This is a genomic window from Rurimicrobium arvi (assembly GCF_039540495.1).
Classification (GTDB): Bacteria; Bacteroidota; Bacteroidia; order Chitinophagales; family Chitinophagaceae; genus Rurimicrobium; species Rurimicrobium arvi.
Genome location: NZ_BAABEZ010000022.1, coordinates 578,436 through 596,529 on the forward strand (window position 1 = coordinate 578,436; position 18,094 = coordinate 596,529).

Here is an 18,094-nt window from a genome sequence, read left to right on the forward strand (position 1 = left end):
TGCTGCGCTCCACTACTGCTCTGCAAATAAAACCGCATCCACCCTATTGCGGTATCATTTCCACCAGTACTTCATTTCCCGCCTTATCATAATAGGTACAGGTGAGTGCATCCATACAAATCACCCATTTGTCTACACCAGAGCGCGCGCAGTCGCTGCAAAAAGTAAAGAAATCCGTTTTGCCCTGCTGATGCGCGAGCAGATCTGCGCGGAACTGAGCCGCGTCGCAGTTATCGGCAATGCTGATGGATGCATAACGCGCGCCGGTGGGCACAGCGTGATCCCCCTCGCCATAATAAATAGAATTACCATCGATGACAAATGTGTCGTACCAACGGACACCCAGCTTGCCTATCTCGCGTATATAAGCGGGGAAATCCGCGCCTGACCGTACTTTGCTGTGTGCTGCTTTGAGCTGTGCTACTGTAAACATGTTATAGATTTTGATTAAAATTGCGGCAGGCACCATTGCTTACCGGTTACAGCGCAAAAGTGCTCCGGGGAAGTGATCCGGAATTGTAAAAAATCGTTTTTCTACAAAAGGCTGCGGAAATGCTCCGGGCTGTCACCTGTGTAACGCCGGAAATCTTTGATAAAATGCGCCTGGTCGAAAAAGTGATGCTCATATGCCATATCGGTAAGTGTGCCTGCAGTACGGATCTGCCGCAGTACCGACTGGAAGCGCACAATGGAAGCAAATTTTTTAGGACTGGTACCCACGATACTGCGGAAGCGCTTTTCAAGCGGACTCTGACTGATATATAATTTTTCATTCAGTTCCCGGATACGGATCGTCCCGCCCGATGACCGGATCAGGCGGACAGCTTCCGCAACGAGTCTGTCCGGTTCGCGCCGCTGTAGTTGCGACAGCAGGAAACGCTCTGTCACCGATATCCGTTCGGCATCTGTATTGCACTCGCTGAGGTGTTCTTCCGTAGCTGCGATCACAGAACGCCTGAAAATATCCTCCAGCGATGTACTGAGGTTATAAAGCTCATGCGTGGCAGTGGTACCAAAAGATGCAAAGCCCGTCTCCGTGAAATATACAAGTATGGTACCGATGCCGGCAGCATTCCGGAACGTGCGGTAACGATCGGTGATCCCGGTAATACCCGCCCGGTGCAGGGACTGCTCTTCCGAACCATTCATTAAAAACAATGATCCGCGGTATTGTAATCCCATTACCAGCCCTGTCTCCGGAAATACCCTGTAGCTGCGTGCTTCCCCACTCTCCGACACTACAAAGTGCCGCACGTAGGGGCGCAGTTCGGGAACCGGGAGGAATGTATCAAATCGCACAACCCAAATGTAAGCAAGCGGGATCAGTTTGCCCGTGCAGGAAGTCCTTTTTCAGACGTATCTTCCCGTATCTAATCCTACTCCTTATGAAGCCCGGGCGACTATCGGCCATTTTATATTACTGCTCAGTCTCTCTTCTGCTCAGCGTCATTTCCTGCGATGCACAAAGCAGTTTGGGCCATACTGCTTCTTTTACAGCAAAGGGCAATATGCTGCGGAAAACACAGGGCAGCGGCAAAGAACAGAATGTACATTGTATGCTCGAGGACAGTAAAGGCAATCTTTGGTTTGGCACCACCGGGGAAGGTGTATTTTGCTATGATGGCAGCGTATTCACCCAATTCACCACGGGAGACGGACTTGCCAGTAATATTGTGTGGTGCATGCTGGAGGATGCCCGGGGGAATATATGGCTCGGCACCGATAAAGGACTGAGCCTTTTTGACGGGGAAAAATTTTCACCGGTAGCAATCAACGTATTCCGCGCCGGTGGTATATCAATGATAGCACAGCAAGATCATGATCCTGTATGGTCGCTGCTGCGCGACAGAAATGGTGTTATCTGGATCGCCACATCAAAGGATCTGTATCGTTACAAATCCGGTAATTTTTCCAGGGTGCTTGATGATACATCTATTCAAAACACGCAGCACCTTAGTCTGGCTTCCGTTCAGTGTATGCTGGAAGACAACAGCGGGGTTATCTGGATGGGCTCCGGTCCGCCGGCTATGGAGGGATTGATCCGGCTGGAGCGGCAAACGCTTTCTGCATCCAGACCAAACGGAGACGGGTGGATCAGAAATATACTTTCGGATGCATCCGGAAAAATCTGGCTGGGAGGCAGAAGTCACGGAAATTTCGTGTTTGACGGAAGCCGGTTTCAGCCGTTCACATCCGGATCAGGTATTGGCAATGCATTGCTGGCAGACGCATCCGGTAATATCTGGTTCAATGGTGAAGAAAAGTTATCCACTGTAAACAGCAAAGATGGTATATGGCGTTACAAAGCGCCGGTCTTTACCCATTTCAGCAGCAAAGACGGCATGAGCGATTATTTTGTTTTCAGTATGCTGGCGGACAGTAAAGGCAACATTTGGTTCGGTACGCGCAATTGTGGTCTGTACCGGTACGATGGACGAGACTTTAAAGCGTTTTCGGAATAGCATTTAATAACACATAACTACAAACGGCATGAACAATAGTCTTTTTCCCAGAATCCATAACATGGGTATCGTAGTGGCCTCGCTCGACGATGCTATAGCATTATTCTCCGAGATAGGGCTGAAGCTGGAAGGGCGCAGCGTCATAGAAGGCGACTGGTCCGGGAAAGTAACCGGCCTTCATGGCCAGCAGGTGGAGATCGCCATGATGGCAACTCCGGACGGGAACAACCGCATAGAATTGTCCCGCTTCATTGTTCCGGATGTTATAGCCGACCATCGCAATGCGCCGGTAAATGCGCTCGGTTACCTGCGACTGATGTTTACGGTGGCAGATCTGGACAATCTGCTTACGCGGCTCTACGCTCTGGGGGTAACACTCGTGGACGAGGTAGTCAATTATGAAAATAGCTACCGGCTCTGCTACGTCCGCAGTGCAGACGGATTGCTCATAGGGCTTGCAGAAGAAGTTGGACATTAATATTGCTGCAAACGCATTATGGATCAGGATCTGCAATACAGGCAGGTGGCTCCCCACCCCGCTCTCCGTGAGTTCGTCGACTCATTCTGGATGCTGTACAATGCATCGGATGAGGCGAAACCCGTAATGGGTCTTCCTGACGGAAGGATCGATTTATTCCTGTCGCAATCTGCCACAGAACCGTTCGGCATCATCCTGATCGGGCTGGGTACACACGCGGTGGAAGCAGTGATCCCTCCCAGACGGCTTATGTTTGCGATCAGTTTCCGGTTGCCCGGAGCCGAATACCTGCTGCAGGCGGATGTGGCCGGCTTACCCGATGCAGCACGGCAGATGCCGGAAGATTTTATGGGATTCGGGCAGAAAGACCTGGATGATTTTGATGCGTTCTGCGTCAAAGCGCAGGAATCGCTGCTGGCATTGCTGCCCGCAAGCATGGACGAGCGGAAACGCAGATTGCACGAGCTGATTCATGCTTCCCATGGTGCAGCAAGTGTGCAGTCATTGTCGGAACGGGTGTACTGGAGCAGCCGGCAGATCAACCGCTACTTCAATCAGCAGTTTGGCATCAGCCTGAAAGCATATTGCAGCATTCTGCGATTCCGTGCTTCGCTGGAGCATATTGCCAGAGGCAGGTTGTTCCCGGAACTCAATTTTGCCGATCAGGCGCATTTCATCCGCGAAGTGAAAAAATTCTCCGGCGTGATCCCCAAAGAACTGTTCAGAAATCAAAACGACCGATTTATTCTATTATCGGCCATAGCGCGTGAATAATTTTGCCCTGTAAAATCAATACAGAATTATGTTACTCACAGATAAAAAAGTCGCCATCATCGGCGGCGGACCGGGCGGACTCACGCTCGCTAAATTATTGCAGCTTCACCAGGTAACGGTTAAAGTATACGAGCGCGATATCGACCGGAATTCCCGCATGGTGGGCTCTCCGCTGGACCTTCACTTCGGGTCGGGATTGGCAGCGCTGCGCAAAGCGGGATTGATGGACGCCTTCAAACAACACTACCGCCCGGGTGCAGACAGGATGCTGATCACCGACAACCAGGGCAACATCCGCCTGAACGATCATCATGAAAAACCGGAAGCCGATTTCGGCAACCCGCACTTCCGACCGGAGATCGATCGTGCACCACTGCGCAACATGCTGCTCGATGCGCTGAACCCGGATACCGTGGTATGGAATAGTCATTTCCTGTCTATGGATAAGCAAGGCACCGGATGGCTGCTGCGCTTCAAAGACGGCAGCACCGACTATGCAGATGTGGTGATTGGCGCCGACGGGGCCAACTCAAAGATCCGGCCTTATCTTACGGACATCCGCCCCTTTTATACGGGCATTATCATGCTCGAAGGACTGATACACGATACGGCACAGACGGCACCCCGGATACATGCACTGATGCAGGGAGGCAAGATCATGGCGTTCGGGAAACATAAAAGTCTGCTGATGGGGTCCAAGGGCGGCGGACACATGGGCTTTTACATCTCATTTAAAGCGGAGGAACATACGCTACAGGAATACAAAACGATCTGCTCCGACAGGGAGCTGCTGAGCACCTGGTTTCGCAAAGAATATGACACATGGGGAGCGCTATGGCAGGAGCTGCTGCAGGCGACAGAAATACCGCTGATCCCGCGCCCTATTTACTGTATGCCCGCGGATCAGAACTGGCAGGCGCAGGACAACCTTACACTGCTCGGCGATGCGGCTCATCTGATGCCCCCTTTCGCAGGAGAAGGAGTGAATATGGCCATGCTGGATGCGCTGGAGCTGAGCGAGTGCCTTTGTGAAACAAACCACAGCAATCTTAAGGAGGCTATTGCAGCGTATGAAATGCAGATGCGTCAACGTGCAGCGAAAATAGCGCAGGAGTCGCTGGATAATGGCGAGCGTATGCACTCCGAACACTCCCTGCAAACCATGCTGGATCTGTTTGAGTCTTTCGGTTAAGGGAAATGCCTTCGACAGTCAGCAACGGTATTCTACCCTTACTGGATTAATTGGCATTTTTGACCAGGAGTACAATAGGTTCCTTATTAACAAAATTTACACTCATAGAATCTCTTTGCAGAATGAAACTAATGTGGTAAATCAGCGGGGGAGCAATAATACTACTATAAGAAAGTGTTTTAGGCGAACTTTTCGCAAGAGAGATATAGATAGATTTTCCCACGATTTGTTCCGCAGGCAAAACAAGTTCGTCTGCATCTGCTGCAGTGATATCAACAATTCCTCCATAAACAGAACTTTTTATCTCAACTACTAAACGGCCTGTGGAATCGATTTTGAAATAATGAGGTCTTTTTCTTTTATCGAAATATGAAATGTTAGGAAATAGTGCGGCAGAAGTACTATCAAATATAAACTCGGTATAACCATCTGACCTTTCACCTGAAACTTTATATATTTCATTATAATTTCGAGTAGGAATGTACCCCAATAATAATTGTACGGTAATGCAATTTTTCTTGCGATTAATCGTGTACCTGCCTCTTCCGGCAACTGTAACCGTACCCAGTCCAGAGAGCTTTGGTAATGCAAATGAAAGCGTATCGCCTTTTTCAAAGTTGATAAAAAAAGCATCGTTGCTGTAGTGATCACCTTCTTTCGGCGATTGGGCAAATGAAGGTTGCAGTACCCAAAGGAATAAGACTGCCGCCATGCAGACAGAAAACTTCATTTGTTGCTCAGGTTAAAAAATGTATCAGCGTTGTAATTCCATTTTGGCAATATCCGTCAGCTTTACCGGCTCGATATCCAGTTTAAGAAGACGTGAGCGCTTACCCGTTATCATACCATCCTTGATGAGCAGGGTATTGAATAGAAATATCTGGCTTTTTCCATCCAGGGTAGTTAGTTTAATTCCGGTATGATTGGTGATACGCAATACCCGTTCTTTATTACTTTTATCCAACACCTTTATTTGTTTCAAAGAATTACCGGTGACGCTACCATGAATAAAAAGAGGAGGCAAACCCAAAGAATGTGTTTTGATTTCCGGCCGCACATCTGCAAACTGTTGTAACAGGCTGTCAGTTGTGAGGTAATAAGTTTTGCGGGCATACAGCAGTAGCCCAGCTATTACGAGCAGAAAGAGTAAATATGGAGTCATTATCTAAATGTTGATCATCTTTTAATTGGAGTCAAACAACAGGTCATCGCTGTATTTCAATTTTCGCAATGTCTGCAAGTTTCACGGGTTTTATATCCAGCAGGAAGATGTGAGAGCGGTTACCGGTGATGGTGCTATCCTTAATGAGGAGGGTATCGAAAACAAATATCCTGCTTTTTCCGTCCAGCGTGGTTAGCTTAATTCCTGTATGATTCGTTATACGCAACACCCGCACCTTGTTGTTTTTGTCCAATACTTTTATCTGCCTTAGTGAATTACCTGTAACACTTCCTTGAAAAAGCAAAGGAAATACGCCAAAATAATTCCTTTTGGTTTCGGGCTTTACATCTGCAAACTGTTGGAGCAGGCTGTCAGTTGTGAGATGGTATGTTTTGCAAGACGACAGCAATGCTGCAATAGCGAACATCAGACCGGAGAAAAATCTGTTCATCCCTACATTTTGATAATTGTGTAACCTTCAACAATACCTAATGCCCAAATTGTAACAAGATAAGTTCCCGGTACGGCCGGAGAAATATCCATGGTAAAAACGGACGTAGTTTGTGTGAAAGTTTGCGTGAAATAAACCGCGCCTCCCATATCGGTTATTTGTACGGTGGCTGTAGGTACGGGATCGGTAAACACGCCTGTCAATCCTCCACTTGTCGGATTAGGACTTAGGGAAGAAAGTAAGGTGTGATCCGGCCTTACCGGATTGTCCCACGGATTTGGAGGAGCATCGCAGTTGAATTCACGACGAATGCGGTTGCCACCCAGATCGTAACTGTACAGGATTTTACAGGTGGATTGGGCTGATGCTCCATAAAAACTAAATATCGATAAAAATAAAATAATTGCTTTTATCGAATGACAATTTGGTTGTAATAACTTTTTAAAGCAAACCATATAAACGAGCTTTTTATAATAAATTCATGTTGTTAACAAGGCTCTTAGTAGCGACTTTGATGTAAACGTTTGAAAATATGCGACAGCCGCCATTAAGTGTTTTGTTTCTGTAAAATAGCTTTAGTTTCAATTATTTTCTCTTTCAATTCTTTTACTGTTGAAAATGCTCTTGGATCTAATTTATGATCTTCTTCGTACGGAGAAAATCGATCCGAAACTTTACTTAAAGAAGCGAAAGCTATTTTTTCAATATCCGTTAGGGTCTTACGATCCACTTCTAAATCATAAGAATAATAAAACTCATCGCAAAAGCCTGTTTCATCAAGGTTGTCTGACAGATATTGGTCAATAAGCCAATATAACCGCCGTTTATCGCTTTTATCGTACATAGTTAATCGTTACTCTGGCCACGGTTTTAAAATAATGCTTGCCAACTCTCTATAATTATTTGAGAAAACAATTATGCAGTTACGAAGACTATATAACATTTCGCTCTGAACTTATCTGCGATTTTAACTGCATCACTTATGCCTTCTATTGATTTAGCATAACTCCTTTGCAAATACTCCTCGTCGCTTTCATTAGGGTTCTGATCACAGTACCAATTCAAATACTGATATTCCCCGCCCCAAAGTTGATATGCATAAATTAGTTCGTCATTCTCTTCGGTAAGTATATCACCACCTAAAACAGCAATTTGGTTTTCTTTCAATAACTCTAATGCTTTCAGAGCGTTCTTAATATCTAATGCTATTTCTTCACTGCCTGGATTTATTTCTGACAATTGCCTGCCATTCTGTTTGACAAAAGACAAATACGAATTTTCCATTTTATTTCGTTTTATTAACTTTCAAGATCTGTGACCAATAACAACGTTTGCGCCTTTGGTGTATTCAAACACACTGTCTTTCCCTGATACCCACCTGATATTTTTTATCCATTGATATAGCTTCCCATCCTCACCATTTTTTGTGTATTCCAGCATTTTTTGAAGTGAATGAAAAAAATGTACTTAGTCGGCTAAGGACGCATAAACCGCATTACACTTCATAATATTCGTCGTCCATTAATCGTTTGTATCGTGCAAATATCTCTTCCTGCTTAGGATTGTCTTCAAGTAATTCACCGTAGAAAAAAGGATCTTCCAACAGCTCTTTAAAACCGAATGAAACAGTTTTCATATTGCCATCATCCTCATCGATATCATCGTTCACAATCCAATAGCGAGATATACGCTTGTCGACGATTTCAAATAAATAGGCCGGATAATATCGGGGGTCAGCTAGTCCTTCTACCTCAACTAAATACCACAAATGATTTTTCAAAATTTTCATTGCATACACAGTTGATAACTGTCCAATCTCTATCGGCAATTCATAGTCTGCAATCCATCCCTCCAGACCACTGTATATTTGTGCAGGAATATCGCTAAGCTTATTTAGCACGCATTTTACTTTCATTATCTTTTCTTTATTATTACGAAGTTGTTTTAAAATTCAAATCCCGTCTTTTTCGCCGGTAACGTATCCGATAGAAAATAGCTCTTCTAAACCCAACTCGATATAATGCACGCGCAATTAGCTGAAAAAAATCTAAAAAAAGAAAATTTATTTTACACATAAACCCATGAGTAAAAGCGCTGAAATCACAATTGCATCAAAAGCATCGCGTAAGGTACTTGCGCAATGAAAGGCCAACAATATACAATTGCTGTTGCCCTGATTACATTACCCGTAAAAAAGTTATTTTAGTGATCTGCTTTTACACATGAACCGTTTATTTAAAATCGCCTTGCCCGCACTTTGCCTGCTGGGCGCATGTTCCGGTGATACACCTACCGCCGGGGTAACCCGCGAGGACACTGCATCGAAGGCCTCCGCCATCATACCCGCGCAAAAATTGTCGGATTTTGTACCGGAAGGGTATGTGCTCTTTGATTCGGTAACGGGTGATCTGAACAAAGACAACGTAACGGATTATGCGCTGATCATCAAAGGCACGCAGCAATCCCAATTCGTAAAAAGCGATCAGGGCGAAATGATTGACCGGAACCGCAGAGGTCTCGTCATTTTATTCGGTTCGGCGAATGGCTATCATGAAGTATTGTCCAACAAAGAATGCTTCTCTTCGGAGAACGAAGACGGCGGCGTGTATTTCGCTCCGGAACTGTCTGTTGAGATAAGCAAGGGCAACCTGATCGTAAGCTACGCACACGGGCGCTACGGATTCTGGAGCTACACGTTCCGTTATCAGGAGCCGGATTTTGAACTGATCGGATTCGATGAGAGTGAAAACCGCGGCCCCGTTGTGGAAACAGAAACCAGCATCAATTTCCTCACAGGAAAAAAGCAGGTGAAGGAGAATACCAATGAAAACGCCGAGGGAGAAGACGAAGTATTCAAGGAAACCTGGAGCAGCATCAAATCAAAAGAAAAGATCCGTTTATCGAAAGTTGAAGATTTCGACTCACTCGAATTACCCCGATAAAACAGCGCCTACACATTCATAAAGAACCCAATGAAAAAACTGTTCTGCAGCATCGTTTGCTCCCTCGTTTGTATCATGGCGAGAGCCCAGATGGACCCGGTTTATCAGAATTCCGCTTACCTGGAATTTGCCGGCAGCGGTCTGCTGCTATCAGCGAACTATGAACGCATCCTCACATTGAAACCTATGTTCACACTGCGCGCCGGGTTAGGCATTTACCCGTCCGATCCTGTTCGCCCCACAATACCCGTATCGTTCGGATACTTGTTGCCGCTCAAACACAACGAACAGTTTGTGGAGCTTGCGGCCGGGCTTACGTACACAAAGGCCGATGTATGGCTGTATCAGCAGAAGGATACCACTTCAGTCCACAAAAAAGTGAATCCGTTTATTTTCATACCAAGCCTTTCCTACCGGGTGCATGCGCGCAATGGCAGTATCTTTAAATTCAGCATCACCCCGGTGTTCAGCCAGCATGGATGCATTCCTTATTTCGGTGTTTCTTACGGAAAGATGTTTTAAATAACTTAACCGTATAACAAAAATGCTTCGCCTGAAAAGCGAAGCATTTTTACTATCGTAAGGAGACTAACGGATTGTCCAATCGGTGATGGTGTTCACCGTGTCCGCACGGTACGGACTCTGCACCTTGATATAGTTATCGGTGTAGCCTTCCATCAGACCATTCTTGTCTGCCGATTCCCACAGCACTTTACGATTCGTGTCTGTAAAGCCGGCGGTAAAATAGTTGAGTTTTTGCAGCGACAGGTTGCGCAGGATCTTATTGCGTTCGTTGCGGATATGCATCGGTACGATGCCCGGCATTTCAACTGCCAGCGTATTGTCCCGTTCGGAATAAGTGAATACGTGAAAATAGCTTACATCCAGCTCATGCAGGAACCGGAAGGTTTCCTGGAACAATTCATCCGTCTCACCCGGAAAACCCACGATCACATCGACTCCGATTGCAGCATGCGGCATTGCAGCTTTGATCTGCGCTACCCTTTCCGCATACAGCTCCCGGCGGTAGCGGCGACGCATATCCGCCAGTACTTTATTGCTTCCGCTTTGCAGGGGTACGTGAAAATGAGGCATGAAGCGTTTGGACTGTGCGACAAAACTGATGATCTCTTCGCTGAGCAGATTCGGTTCAATCGACGAAATGCGGTAACGCTCAATCCCCTCTGTTTCATCCAGGGCCTGTATCAGATCGAAAAAGTTTTCTTCCCTGCGCTTACCGCCATCATAGCCTTTACCGAAGTCACCGAGGTTGATTCCCGTGAGCACGATCTCCTTCACATCCTGACCTGCTATTTCCTGCACTTTAGCCAGCACATTTTCGATACTGTCGCTGCGGCTGTGCCCGCGTGCCAGCGGAATCGTGCAGAAAGAGCAATTGTAATCGCAGCCATCCTGCACCTTAAGAAAAGTGCGGGTGCGTTGGGCGTGTGAATATGAGGCATGAAACCCGCTTACATCTTCGATATCACAGGAGCAGATGCGCGCAGAATCACCACGTGTGAGATCCTCGAGGTGCTTCGCAATATTGAATTTTTCAGCAGCGCCCAATACAAGGTGCACACCTTCTATCTCTGCAATCTCTTTGGGTTTGAGCTGCGCATAGCAACCGGTGATCACAACGAAGCTTTCAGGAGCTCGGCGTTGGATGCGACGCACCAGCTGCCGGCACTCTTTATCGGCATTCTCGGTCACAGAGCAGGTGTTGATCACATATACATCGGCCGTCTCGTCAAACTCCTTCTGCACGAAACCGCTACCCTGCAGCATACGGCTGAGCGTGGATGTTTCGGAATAATTCAGTTTGCAGCCCAGGGTATGAAAGGCGACGGTCTTTGTTGTGCTCATGAGCGTTGTCTCATTTTCCATTTACTTACGGCTGATGCACCGGCAGCCAAAGGCTTACGTGATGCAGCGGCATCTTTCTGCCAGACCGTATCGGCAAACAATGCGGCAATACGGCTGCTTTCCTCATCCAGGCTGCTGAGGTATTCGGGTTTATAATATTTTTCAATGAATTTCGTATCGAAGTCGCCCTTGCGGAACGCGTCCTGCTGTACGGCCCATTTGCCGAACGCCAGCGTTGTCTGGATGCCGTTGATCTTATACTCGTCGATAGCGCGGCAGAGGCGTGCAATCGCCTGCTCCCGTGTAGCGGCATGTACTACCAGCTTTGCGATCATCGGATCGTAGAAGATCGGAATATCCATACCTTCTTCATAACCATCGTCGACACGTACCCCGGGACCTTTCGGAGGCTGATAAGTCAGCAGCTTTCCGGTATCGGGAAGAAAATTATTCAGCGGATCTTCCGCGCAAACACGCAGTTCGATGCTGTGTCCGTTGATCTTAAGATCGTCCTGTGTAAATGCAAGCTTCTGACCCATAGCTACAAGAATCTGCTCACGGACCAGATCCAGTCCGCTGACCATTTCCGTAACACAATGCTCCACCTGAAGCCGGGTGTTCATTTCGAGGAAATAAAAATTCAGGTGTTCGTCTACGAGGAACTCCACCGTACCGGCGCCGCTGTAGTTACAGGCTCTTGCTGCTGCCACAGCCGCTTCCCCCATCTGTTTGCGGATATCGGGGGTAAGACAGCTGGACGGTGCCTCTTCGATGAGTTTCTGATGACGGCGCTGGATAGAGCATTCGCGTTCGAATACGTACACGTAATTGCCATGCTTGTCACCGAGCACTTGTATTTCAATATGCTTCGGGGAACCTACATAGCGCTCCATAAATACATCGCCGTTACCAAATGCGCTCAACGCCTCGCTTTGGGCGAGCCGCATCTGACTTTCAAATTCATTTTCACTTTCCACCACGCGCATCCCTTTACCGCCACCGCCAGCGGCAGCTTTGATCAGGATCGGGAAACCCACTTCCTTAGCGATCTTCATCGCTTCGTCCAGATCGCTGATCGGCACATCCGTGCCCGGTACCATCGGCACATCAAATTTTTTCGCAGCCTGCTTTGCGGATATCTTATTACCCATCATGTTGATGGAATAAGCGCTGGGACCAATAAACGTAAGTCCCGCATCTTCCACGGCCTGGGAAAACTCGGCGTTCTCACTCAGGAAGCCGTAACCGGGGTGAATAGCATCTGCGCCGGTAAGCCGCGCAGCTTCCAGTATTTTGTCAATGCGCAGGTAAGACTGTGCGGAAGGAGCAGGTCCGATGCAGACAGCTTCGTCGGCAAACCGGACAAAAGGCATGTTGCGATCGGCCTCCGAGTAAACGGCCACTGTGGCAATACCCATTTCGCGTGCCGTACGCATTACCCGTGTGGCAATCTCTCCGCGGTTGGCTACTAATATTTTTTTCATAAACGATATGGAAAATTATTTTAATTCAGTTTCTGCAGGAACCTCGTCCTGCGTTGTATCAGCGCCCTGACCTTTACCGTATTTCACGAACATGTATAAGTATAGTACCCTGGAAATACGCATCAGCCATGGTTGCAGCAGTAAAACAACAAATACCGATAAGCCGAGTGCTATAAAGATGCTGTTATCCTGGTAACTCAGTCCCATTATTACCCAGTAGGCAACAAAAACGGTCCCCAGCAATCCCACCGTAAGTGCGTAGCTCACATAACCCGTACCATAATAAAAACCCGGTTCGAGTTCCATCCGCTGTCCGCAGCAGGCACAGCGTTCCGGCATTTTCAGCAATGAACTCAAGGGGAAAATGCTTTTGTTGATGAACATACTGCCTTTGCGGCAATTCGGGCACTTCATCTTCAAAATGCTGGGTAAAATGGCGGGCACTTTTTCTGATTCTTCTGGCACGTTCGGTGAATTTTAAAAAATGTGCGCAAATTTACGAATCTGCGTGTTGTGAAGCCCTATTTTTCTTTATCCACGGCAACCACGGTTTTCAGACGTAACGCCTTCGCAGCGCGCATCACCGCAACGATATTGTCGAACTGTGCTTTCCTGTCGCCATTGATAACAACAGTAGGCTCCGCATCATGACTTTTGGCAACGGCTGCCGCAATCGCAGATTGGAGCGAATCTTCCGAGACAGTATGCGTATTGATATAAAAACGCTGCAGCGAATCCACGGTAACTACCACGGTCTGCTTCGCTTTACTGTCGCTGGAGGCCTTAGGCACCGATACTTTGATCAGGTTGGGATTAGCCAGCGTGGAAATGATCAGGAAGAAAAACAGCAGGATAAACAGAATATCATTCAGCGCCGAAGTTTCGGACTCTTTGGAGTGACGGAGGGAACTACGCAGATTCATGTACGCTTACGATTGATTAGCTGCTGCAAGATAAGGAAAAGCAGGTTGATTATGGTCTGCTTTCCTGCTCAATCTTATTATTCTGAGGCAACAGCATTCCCGCAAGAGCATTTTGCTTTGCGCTCTTTTTCAGCCACTGGGATGCCGACAGGTAAGAAGCATCCGGGTAATACAGGAACATACAGGTGCCTTCCTGCAGGAGGCGGATAAGTTTAGGTGCAAGGTCTGTTGCCACGGCAGGACAGCCCCAGCTTCTTCCCAGGCGTTTGTGGGCCGCAATGAAGGATTCAGACACATAGGCCGCGCCATGCAGTACGATGGAGCGACTGAAGGCCGCATCATTAAATCCTTCATCCTGTCCGTGCAGGTGCAGCGACAATCCGTGCTCCCCCTGGTACGTATCACCGGTTGTATAAAAGCCCAAACTTGTCTGGTGGGAATTTTCACGATTGGAGAAATGCTCGGCAAACTCGTCGCCGGTACCCTGACCGTGCGCGACATGGATATTGTACAGTACGCAGCGGCGCACCAAGTCGATCACCCAGAGACGGCGTGTATTTGCCGAAAGACTGTAATCGACAATCGTGAGCAGTTCCGGACGCAGCAATTTACCAGCCTCACGCAGGCGCTGATAACCGTGAAAAGCAAACGAAAAAACCTGGGGATCTATTATTTCCTGTGCCGGAAAGTGCAGCGAAGCATACACAACGGATGCCGAATCGACAGATCGCTGATAATCTGGCAGTTTCTTACTGCTGTCGGCCTGAGAATATTTTACAGAAAATAAAAGACAAAAAACGAAGGCTGAAAGCCATAACACACGATAACTCTTCCACATATCCGACAAATTTAGTATGTCAGGTGCATAGAAATGGCACGATTTTTGTTAAATCACGATTAAACGTTTGTTTTTTACAAACGTCTGACACGTAATCCGCGTCTCATAACAAAATGATAATTTATTTTACAGTAATGCAAAATAAAACCGTTTTAACTTCGTTTACCATAAAAGCAAAGTAGTTCCCTATGAAATATTTGTTCGCTTTTCTATTGTTTGTTTCGGGTATGTCCCTGTCCGCGTCAGCGCAGGAGAAGATTTACCTGAAGAATCAGAAGGAACCCATCAGCTGTACCGTTCGTGAAATCGGTACTACAGAAATCAAATACACGCCATCCGATGCCGAACAGCTCGTGATCGCCGTCCCGCGCAACGATGTGGAAAAAATCGTATTCAAAAGCGGTCGTACCCAATACTTTACAGATCCGCTCAACGATTTCAGCTATTATAAAGGACAGAAAAAATGGGCTGTGAAAGCAGGCCTGTTCTCCCCTGCCTTGGGTTATACCGACCTGTATCTGGAGAAATCGATTAAACCCGGCCGCAGCATCGAATTCCAGGGAACGATTATCGGCCTCGGCAAAAACCGCACGTATTACAACAGTTACACCAGCTACCAGAATTCCAATATGAACCAGCGGGGCTTTTCGGTTGGTGTTGGTTATAAAGTACTGAAAATGCCTGATTTTGAACTGGCCAACAGAAAAATGATGCATATTCTGCAGGGCAGCTACATCAAACCAAGCGTTTCTATCGGATATTATCAGAAAAACTTTGTAACCACCGACTACACAACAGGCAGTTACAGCCTCGTGCGCAAAGGAGTGGTAACTTCCCATATCGCGATTGCGTTTGGTAAACAGTGGATTCTGGATAATACGATCGCAATTGATGTGTATGGAATGGCAGGACTCGGAATTGACAATTACCGTTCTCAGCAAATGAAAGTACAGAATGAGGTGAATGGCCCTGCGACGTATGTTTCAGACGATGTGGTACCCTATTCAAATTTCGGATACACGCGGTTTGGAAGAGGAAGTACAGGCGTAACATTAGGAGCCGGTGTGAAAGTGGGCTACCTGTTTAACTGTAAAAAACCGAAGGAAGTGGGCGGTATAGATAAAATGAGAGACCGCTTGAAACAATAAAAAAACTGACGAGTTACTTACATCGCACCGCTACAACCGCCTACCCTTGCTACATTCCTGTCCTGGGGGGGTCAGCAGGAGCTGGTCGTATAAGACTCGCCAGCGGTTGCAAAAGTAAACGCTTTGCGATAATAAACAAAAAAACTTCGACAATTAATTAGCAATCAGCACCTGCAGCAATGCAGGTGCTTTTTTTATCCCCCTAAACGTCGGTACAGGCTTGCATCTTAAGAAAAACAGGCATATATTTATCATTCCGTGTTCACCTTTAAACAAACAACAAATGAAAAAACTTCTATGCTCTTTACTGCTTTTATGCAGCCTGGGAGCTAAGGCTCAATCCCATAAACTGGAATGGGTACGCAGCCTGTACTCCAATGCCGATATCCATCCGACGGATATCGCCGTCGATATGCCGGGCTTTATCTATGTGACGGGTTATTTTAAAGGCACCGCCGACTTCATGCCGGGACCGGGCGTATTCAACAGGGTTGCAATCGGTAACAAAGATGCATTCATCGCCAAGTACGACCCGGGAGGAATGATGCTGTGGGCGATCAGTTTCGGCAGCTTAAGTGATGATTGGGGAACCGACATTCATGTAAATGACGCAGGACACGTGTTCATAAACGGCGTTTTCAACGGATTGATGGATATTGACCCGACAATAGCGAACTATACGCTCAATACAACCGGACCAGACGATCTCTTTACCGCTAAGTACACGAACGACGGTATGGTAATGTGGGGTTACCGTATCGGCTCTCTTGATCCGGAAACCTACAACAGTATTGCAGCAGACCCACCCGGTAATGTATATCAGGGAGGAACATTCCGACGTCTGCTGGATGTGAATCCATCCGTAAGTACGTACAATATAAATCCTGTGGGAGGTTCCGATGTATTCTATATGAAATGGAATGAAATGGGCCTGTTCTCCTGGGCGCGCTCCTTCGGAAGCACAAATGACGATACGCTCCGTGCCTCGATCATGAATATGAGAGGACACAGCTTCCTCGCCGGAACCTACGCCAAAGAAATGGATATCAATCCGGGGGCTGCTGTTACCAAAGTACCTTTTTCCGGCGGACAGGACATCTTCCTTTCCCAGTTGGATGAAAATGGCATCTACGTACGCTCGGCAACTATCGGAGGCGGCGGCAACGATATCGTGCGGAGCATTGCTTTTGACCGCAATGAAAATATCTATATCGCCGGTGACTTTGAAAGCGATGTGGATTTCAACCCAAGTGATACCGCCGAACATTTTGTGGAAGCAAAAGGCGTGAGGGATGCATTCTTATTATGCCTGGATTCCGCTTTCAGGTTTAAATGGGTGAAGACCGTCGGCGCAACCGGACAGACGACCCTCGGCACCGGCACCGGTACGGATCCCGGCTACCACGCTTATCTGGCGGGCATGTTCACGGGCACGCAGGATCTGGATCCGGGCGATTCCGTTCAGTCCTTCACAAGTAATGGCGGATTCGACATTTTCACGAACCGATTCGATACTTCCGGGAATATTATATGGGCAAAAACATATGGCGGCAAACAAAACGATTCGCTGAACGGCTTTTTCGTTCACGAATCGGCATCCGTGTACGGAACAGGCGTTTACCGCGACACCGTAGATTTCGATCCTGGCCTGAACACAAGTATTGAAAACGGATCTGTCAGCCTCAGCAATATGTTCAACAACAAACTGAACACCTGTATTGCGAGCTTCGACACCATAAAAACAAGCACCTGCGACAGTTTTGTGTTTGCAGGTGTGAAATACACACACACGGGCATTTACAATCAGGTGATACCAAGCGCTACAAATTGTGATTCGGTTGTACACATCGAGGTATTCATCAGTCCGGCACTCGACACCAACGTATCTCTGAGCGGAGTAACATTTACTGCGGCTGCTACGAAATGTACGTATCAGTGGATCCGCTGCTCCGACAAATCAATCCTCCCGGGAGCGACAGGCCGCAGCTACATTGCTATCGGAGACGGAGACTATGCGGTGATTATCGACAATGGCATCTGCCGGGATACCACCAGCTGTATGACCGTAACAGGGGTACCCAAATACAACAACATCCGGGAATCGGCACTTGCTGCCAGCGTTTCTGTTTATCCTAACCCGAGTCACGGCATTTTCACAATTGAAGGAGGTACCGCACTGCAGGGAGCAAGGATCACAATCGTGAATACGCTCGGGCAGACAGTGAAAGATTTTACGATGAGCCAGGGATCTGTGCAACAGCAGTTACCTTCCGGCTTTTACCTCTTGCACTTCAGCAAAGAAGGGCAGCAGTTCACAAAAAAACTGATGATCGAATAACGACAGGAACGGGGCTGAAATTTCAGCCCCGTTCTT

22 protein-coding genes and 1 other RNA gene are annotated in these 18,094 nt (G+C 47.3%); 8 read left to right on the forward strand and 15 right to left on the reverse strand.

Translation table 11 applies throughout. The features are described 5' to 3' along the window. Window positions 1–43: 43 nt before the first annotated feature. Window positions 44–433 (reverse strand): DUF1398 domain-containing protein, encoded by a 390-nt coding sequence (locus tag ABD846_RS09155; protein ID WP_344825615.1) that lies wholly within the window; start codon window positions 431–433, stop codon window positions 44–46. 101 nt (window positions 434–534) lie between these two features. Beyond that, complete coding sequence (locus ABD846_RS09160; RefSeq protein ID WP_344825617.1) at window positions 535–1,299, reverse strand: helix-turn-helix transcriptional regulator; 765 nt, start codon at window positions 1,297–1,299, stop codon at window positions 535–537. Window positions 1,300–1,508: 209 nt separating this feature from the next. Here ABD846_RS09160 and ABD846_RS09165 point away from each other — a divergent pair, with 209 nt between their 5' ends. Genes ABD846_RS09165 through ABD846_RS09180 form a run of 4 tightly spaced genes read left to right on the forward strand, consistent with a single transcriptional unit; the run spans window position 1,509 to window position 4,906 of the window. Further along, window positions 1,509–2,462, forward strand: coding sequence for a ligand-binding sensor domain-containing protein (locus ABD846_RS09165; protein ID WP_344825619.1), 954 nt, complete (start codon window positions 1,509–1,511; stop codon window positions 2,460–2,462). A gap of 28 nt (window positions 2,463–2,490) precedes the next feature. Then, window positions 2,491–2,940 (forward strand): VOC family protein, encoded by a 450-nt coding sequence (locus ABD846_RS09170; protein ID WP_344825621.1) that lies wholly within the window; start codon window positions 2,491–2,493, stop codon window positions 2,938–2,940. A gap of 18 nt (window positions 2,941–2,958) precedes the next feature. After that, complete coding sequence (locus ABD846_RS09175; RefSeq protein ID WP_344825623.1) at window positions 2,959–3,714, forward strand: helix-turn-helix domain-containing protein; 756 nt, start codon at window positions 2,959–2,961, stop codon at window positions 3,712–3,714. Window positions 3,715–3,742: 28 nt separating this feature from the next. Beyond that, window positions 3,743–4,906, forward strand: a complete 1,164-nt coding sequence (locus ABD846_RS09180; protein WP_344825625.1) for an FAD-dependent oxidoreductase — start codon at window positions 3,743–3,745, stop codon at window positions 4,904–4,906. A 46-nt stretch (window positions 4,907–4,952) separates the two neighbouring features. Here ABD846_RS09180 and ABD846_RS09185 read toward each other — a convergent pair whose 3' ends face one another. The 7 genes from ABD846_RS09185 to ABD846_RS09215 form a co-directional block, all read right to left on the reverse strand. Continuing rightward, complete coding sequence (locus tag ABD846_RS09185; RefSeq protein ID WP_344825628.1) at window positions 4,953–5,636, reverse strand: hypothetical protein; 684 nt, start codon at window positions 5,634–5,636, stop codon at window positions 4,953–4,955. 24 nt (window positions 5,637–5,660) lie between these two features. Further along, window positions 5,661–6,068, reverse strand: coding sequence for a hypothetical protein (locus ABD846_RS09190; protein ID WP_344825631.1), 408 nt, complete (start codon window positions 6,066–6,068; stop codon window positions 5,661–5,663). 43 nt (window positions 6,069–6,111) lie between these two features. Then, window positions 6,112–6,519 (reverse strand): hypothetical protein, encoded by a 408-nt coding sequence (locus tag ABD846_RS09195; protein ID WP_344825634.1) that lies wholly within the window; start codon window positions 6,517–6,519, stop codon window positions 6,112–6,114. A 2-nt stretch (window positions 6,520–6,521) separates the two neighbouring features. After that, the gene (locus ABD846_RS09200; protein ID WP_344825637.1) at window positions 6,522–6,974 is read right to left on the reverse strand and encodes a T9SS type A sorting domain-containing protein; all 453 of its coding nucleotides are present in this window, start codon (window positions 6,972–6,974) and stop codon (window positions 6,522–6,524) included. 92 nt (window positions 6,975–7,066) lie between these two features. Then, window positions 7,067–7,363: a hypothetical protein gene (locus ABD846_RS09205; protein ID WP_344825640.1), complete on the reverse strand. Its 297-nt coding sequence runs from the start codon at window positions 7,361–7,363 to the stop codon at window positions 7,067–7,069. 71 nt (window positions 7,364–7,434) lie between these two features. Further along, window positions 7,435–7,803, reverse strand: a complete 369-nt coding sequence (gene imm40 / locus ABD846_RS09210) for an Imm40 family immunity protein (protein ID WP_344825641.1) — start codon at window positions 7,801–7,803, stop codon at window positions 7,435–7,437. Between the two features lie 211 nt (window positions 7,804–8,014). Then, a complete protein-coding gene (locus tag ABD846_RS09215; protein ID WP_344825643.1) occupies window positions 8,015–8,434 on the reverse strand; it encodes a hypothetical protein in 420 nt (139 codons plus the stop codon). A gap of 307 nt (window positions 8,435–8,741) precedes the next feature. Between ABD846_RS09215 and ABD846_RS09220 the strand changes: the two genes are divergently transcribed. Beyond that, window positions 8,742–9,461 carry a hypothetical protein gene (locus tag ABD846_RS09220; protein WP_344825645.1) on the forward strand — a complete coding sequence of 240 codons (720 nt, stop codon included), beginning with the start codon at window positions 8,742–8,744 and terminating at the stop codon, window positions 9,459–9,461. A gap of 30 nt (window positions 9,462–9,491) precedes the next feature. Continuing rightward, the gene (locus ABD846_RS09225; protein WP_344825647.1) at window positions 9,492–9,983 is read left to right on the forward strand and encodes a hypothetical protein; all 492 of its coding nucleotides are present in this window, start codon (window positions 9,492–9,494) and stop codon (window positions 9,981–9,983) included. Window positions 9,984–10,049: 66 nt separating this feature from the next. Here ABD846_RS09225 and mtaB read toward each other — a convergent pair whose 3' ends face one another. The 5 genes from mtaB to ABD846_RS09250 form a co-directional block, all read right to left on the reverse strand. Further along, on the reverse strand, window positions 10,050–11,327 hold the full coding sequence (gene mtaB / locus ABD846_RS09230) for a tRNA (N(6)-L-threonylcarbamoyladenosine(37)-C(2))-methylthiotransferase MtaB (protein WP_344825649.1): 1,278 nt from the start codon (window positions 11,325–11,327) through the stop codon (window positions 10,050–10,052). Beyond that, a complete protein-coding gene (gene accC / locus ABD846_RS09235) occupies window positions 11,324–12,811 on the reverse strand; it encodes an acetyl-CoA carboxylase biotin carboxylase subunit (RefSeq protein ID WP_344825652.1) in 1,488 nt (495 codons plus the stop codon). The genes mtaB and accC overlap by 4 nt, the downstream gene beginning before the upstream one ends. A gap of 15 nt (window positions 12,812–12,826) precedes the next feature. Continuing rightward, window positions 12,827–13,225 carry a DUF983 domain-containing protein gene (locus ABD846_RS09240; RefSeq protein ID WP_344825654.1) on the reverse strand — a complete coding sequence of 133 codons (399 nt, stop codon included), beginning with the start codon at window positions 13,223–13,225 and terminating at the stop codon, window positions 12,827–12,829. 107 nt (window positions 13,226–13,332) lie between these two features. Then, window positions 13,333–13,734 (reverse strand): ExbD/TolR family protein, encoded by a 402-nt coding sequence (locus ABD846_RS09245; RefSeq protein ID WP_344825656.1) that lies wholly within the window; start codon window positions 13,732–13,734, stop codon window positions 13,333–13,335. Window positions 13,735–13,783: 49 nt separating this feature from the next. Next, window positions 13,784–14,572, reverse strand: coding sequence for a murein L,D-transpeptidase catalytic domain family protein (locus ABD846_RS09250; RefSeq protein WP_344825658.1), 789 nt, complete (start codon window positions 14,570–14,572; stop codon window positions 13,784–13,786). Between the two features lie 188 nt (window positions 14,573–14,760). Between ABD846_RS09250 and ABD846_RS09255 the strand changes: the two genes are divergently transcribed. Next, entirely contained in the window at window positions 14,761–15,720 is a 960-nt protein-coding gene (locus tag ABD846_RS09255) for a hypothetical protein (protein WP_344825661.1), read from the forward strand. A gap of 3 nt (window positions 15,721–15,723) precedes the next feature. Here the strand turns inward: ABD846_RS09255 and ffs are convergent. Next, an RNA gene (gene ffs / locus ABD846_RS09260) (signal recognition particle sRNA small type) lies at window positions 15,724–15,822 on the reverse strand. Between the two features lie 181 nt (window positions 15,823–16,003). Here ffs and ABD846_RS09265 point away from each other — a divergent pair. Further along, window positions 16,004–18,058 carry a T9SS type A sorting domain-containing protein gene (locus ABD846_RS09265; RefSeq protein WP_344825664.1) on the forward strand — a complete coding sequence of 685 codons (2,055 nt, stop codon included), beginning with the start codon at window positions 16,004–16,006 and terminating at the stop codon, window positions 18,056–18,058. The last annotated feature ends 36 nt before the right edge of the window (window positions 18,059–18,094 follow it).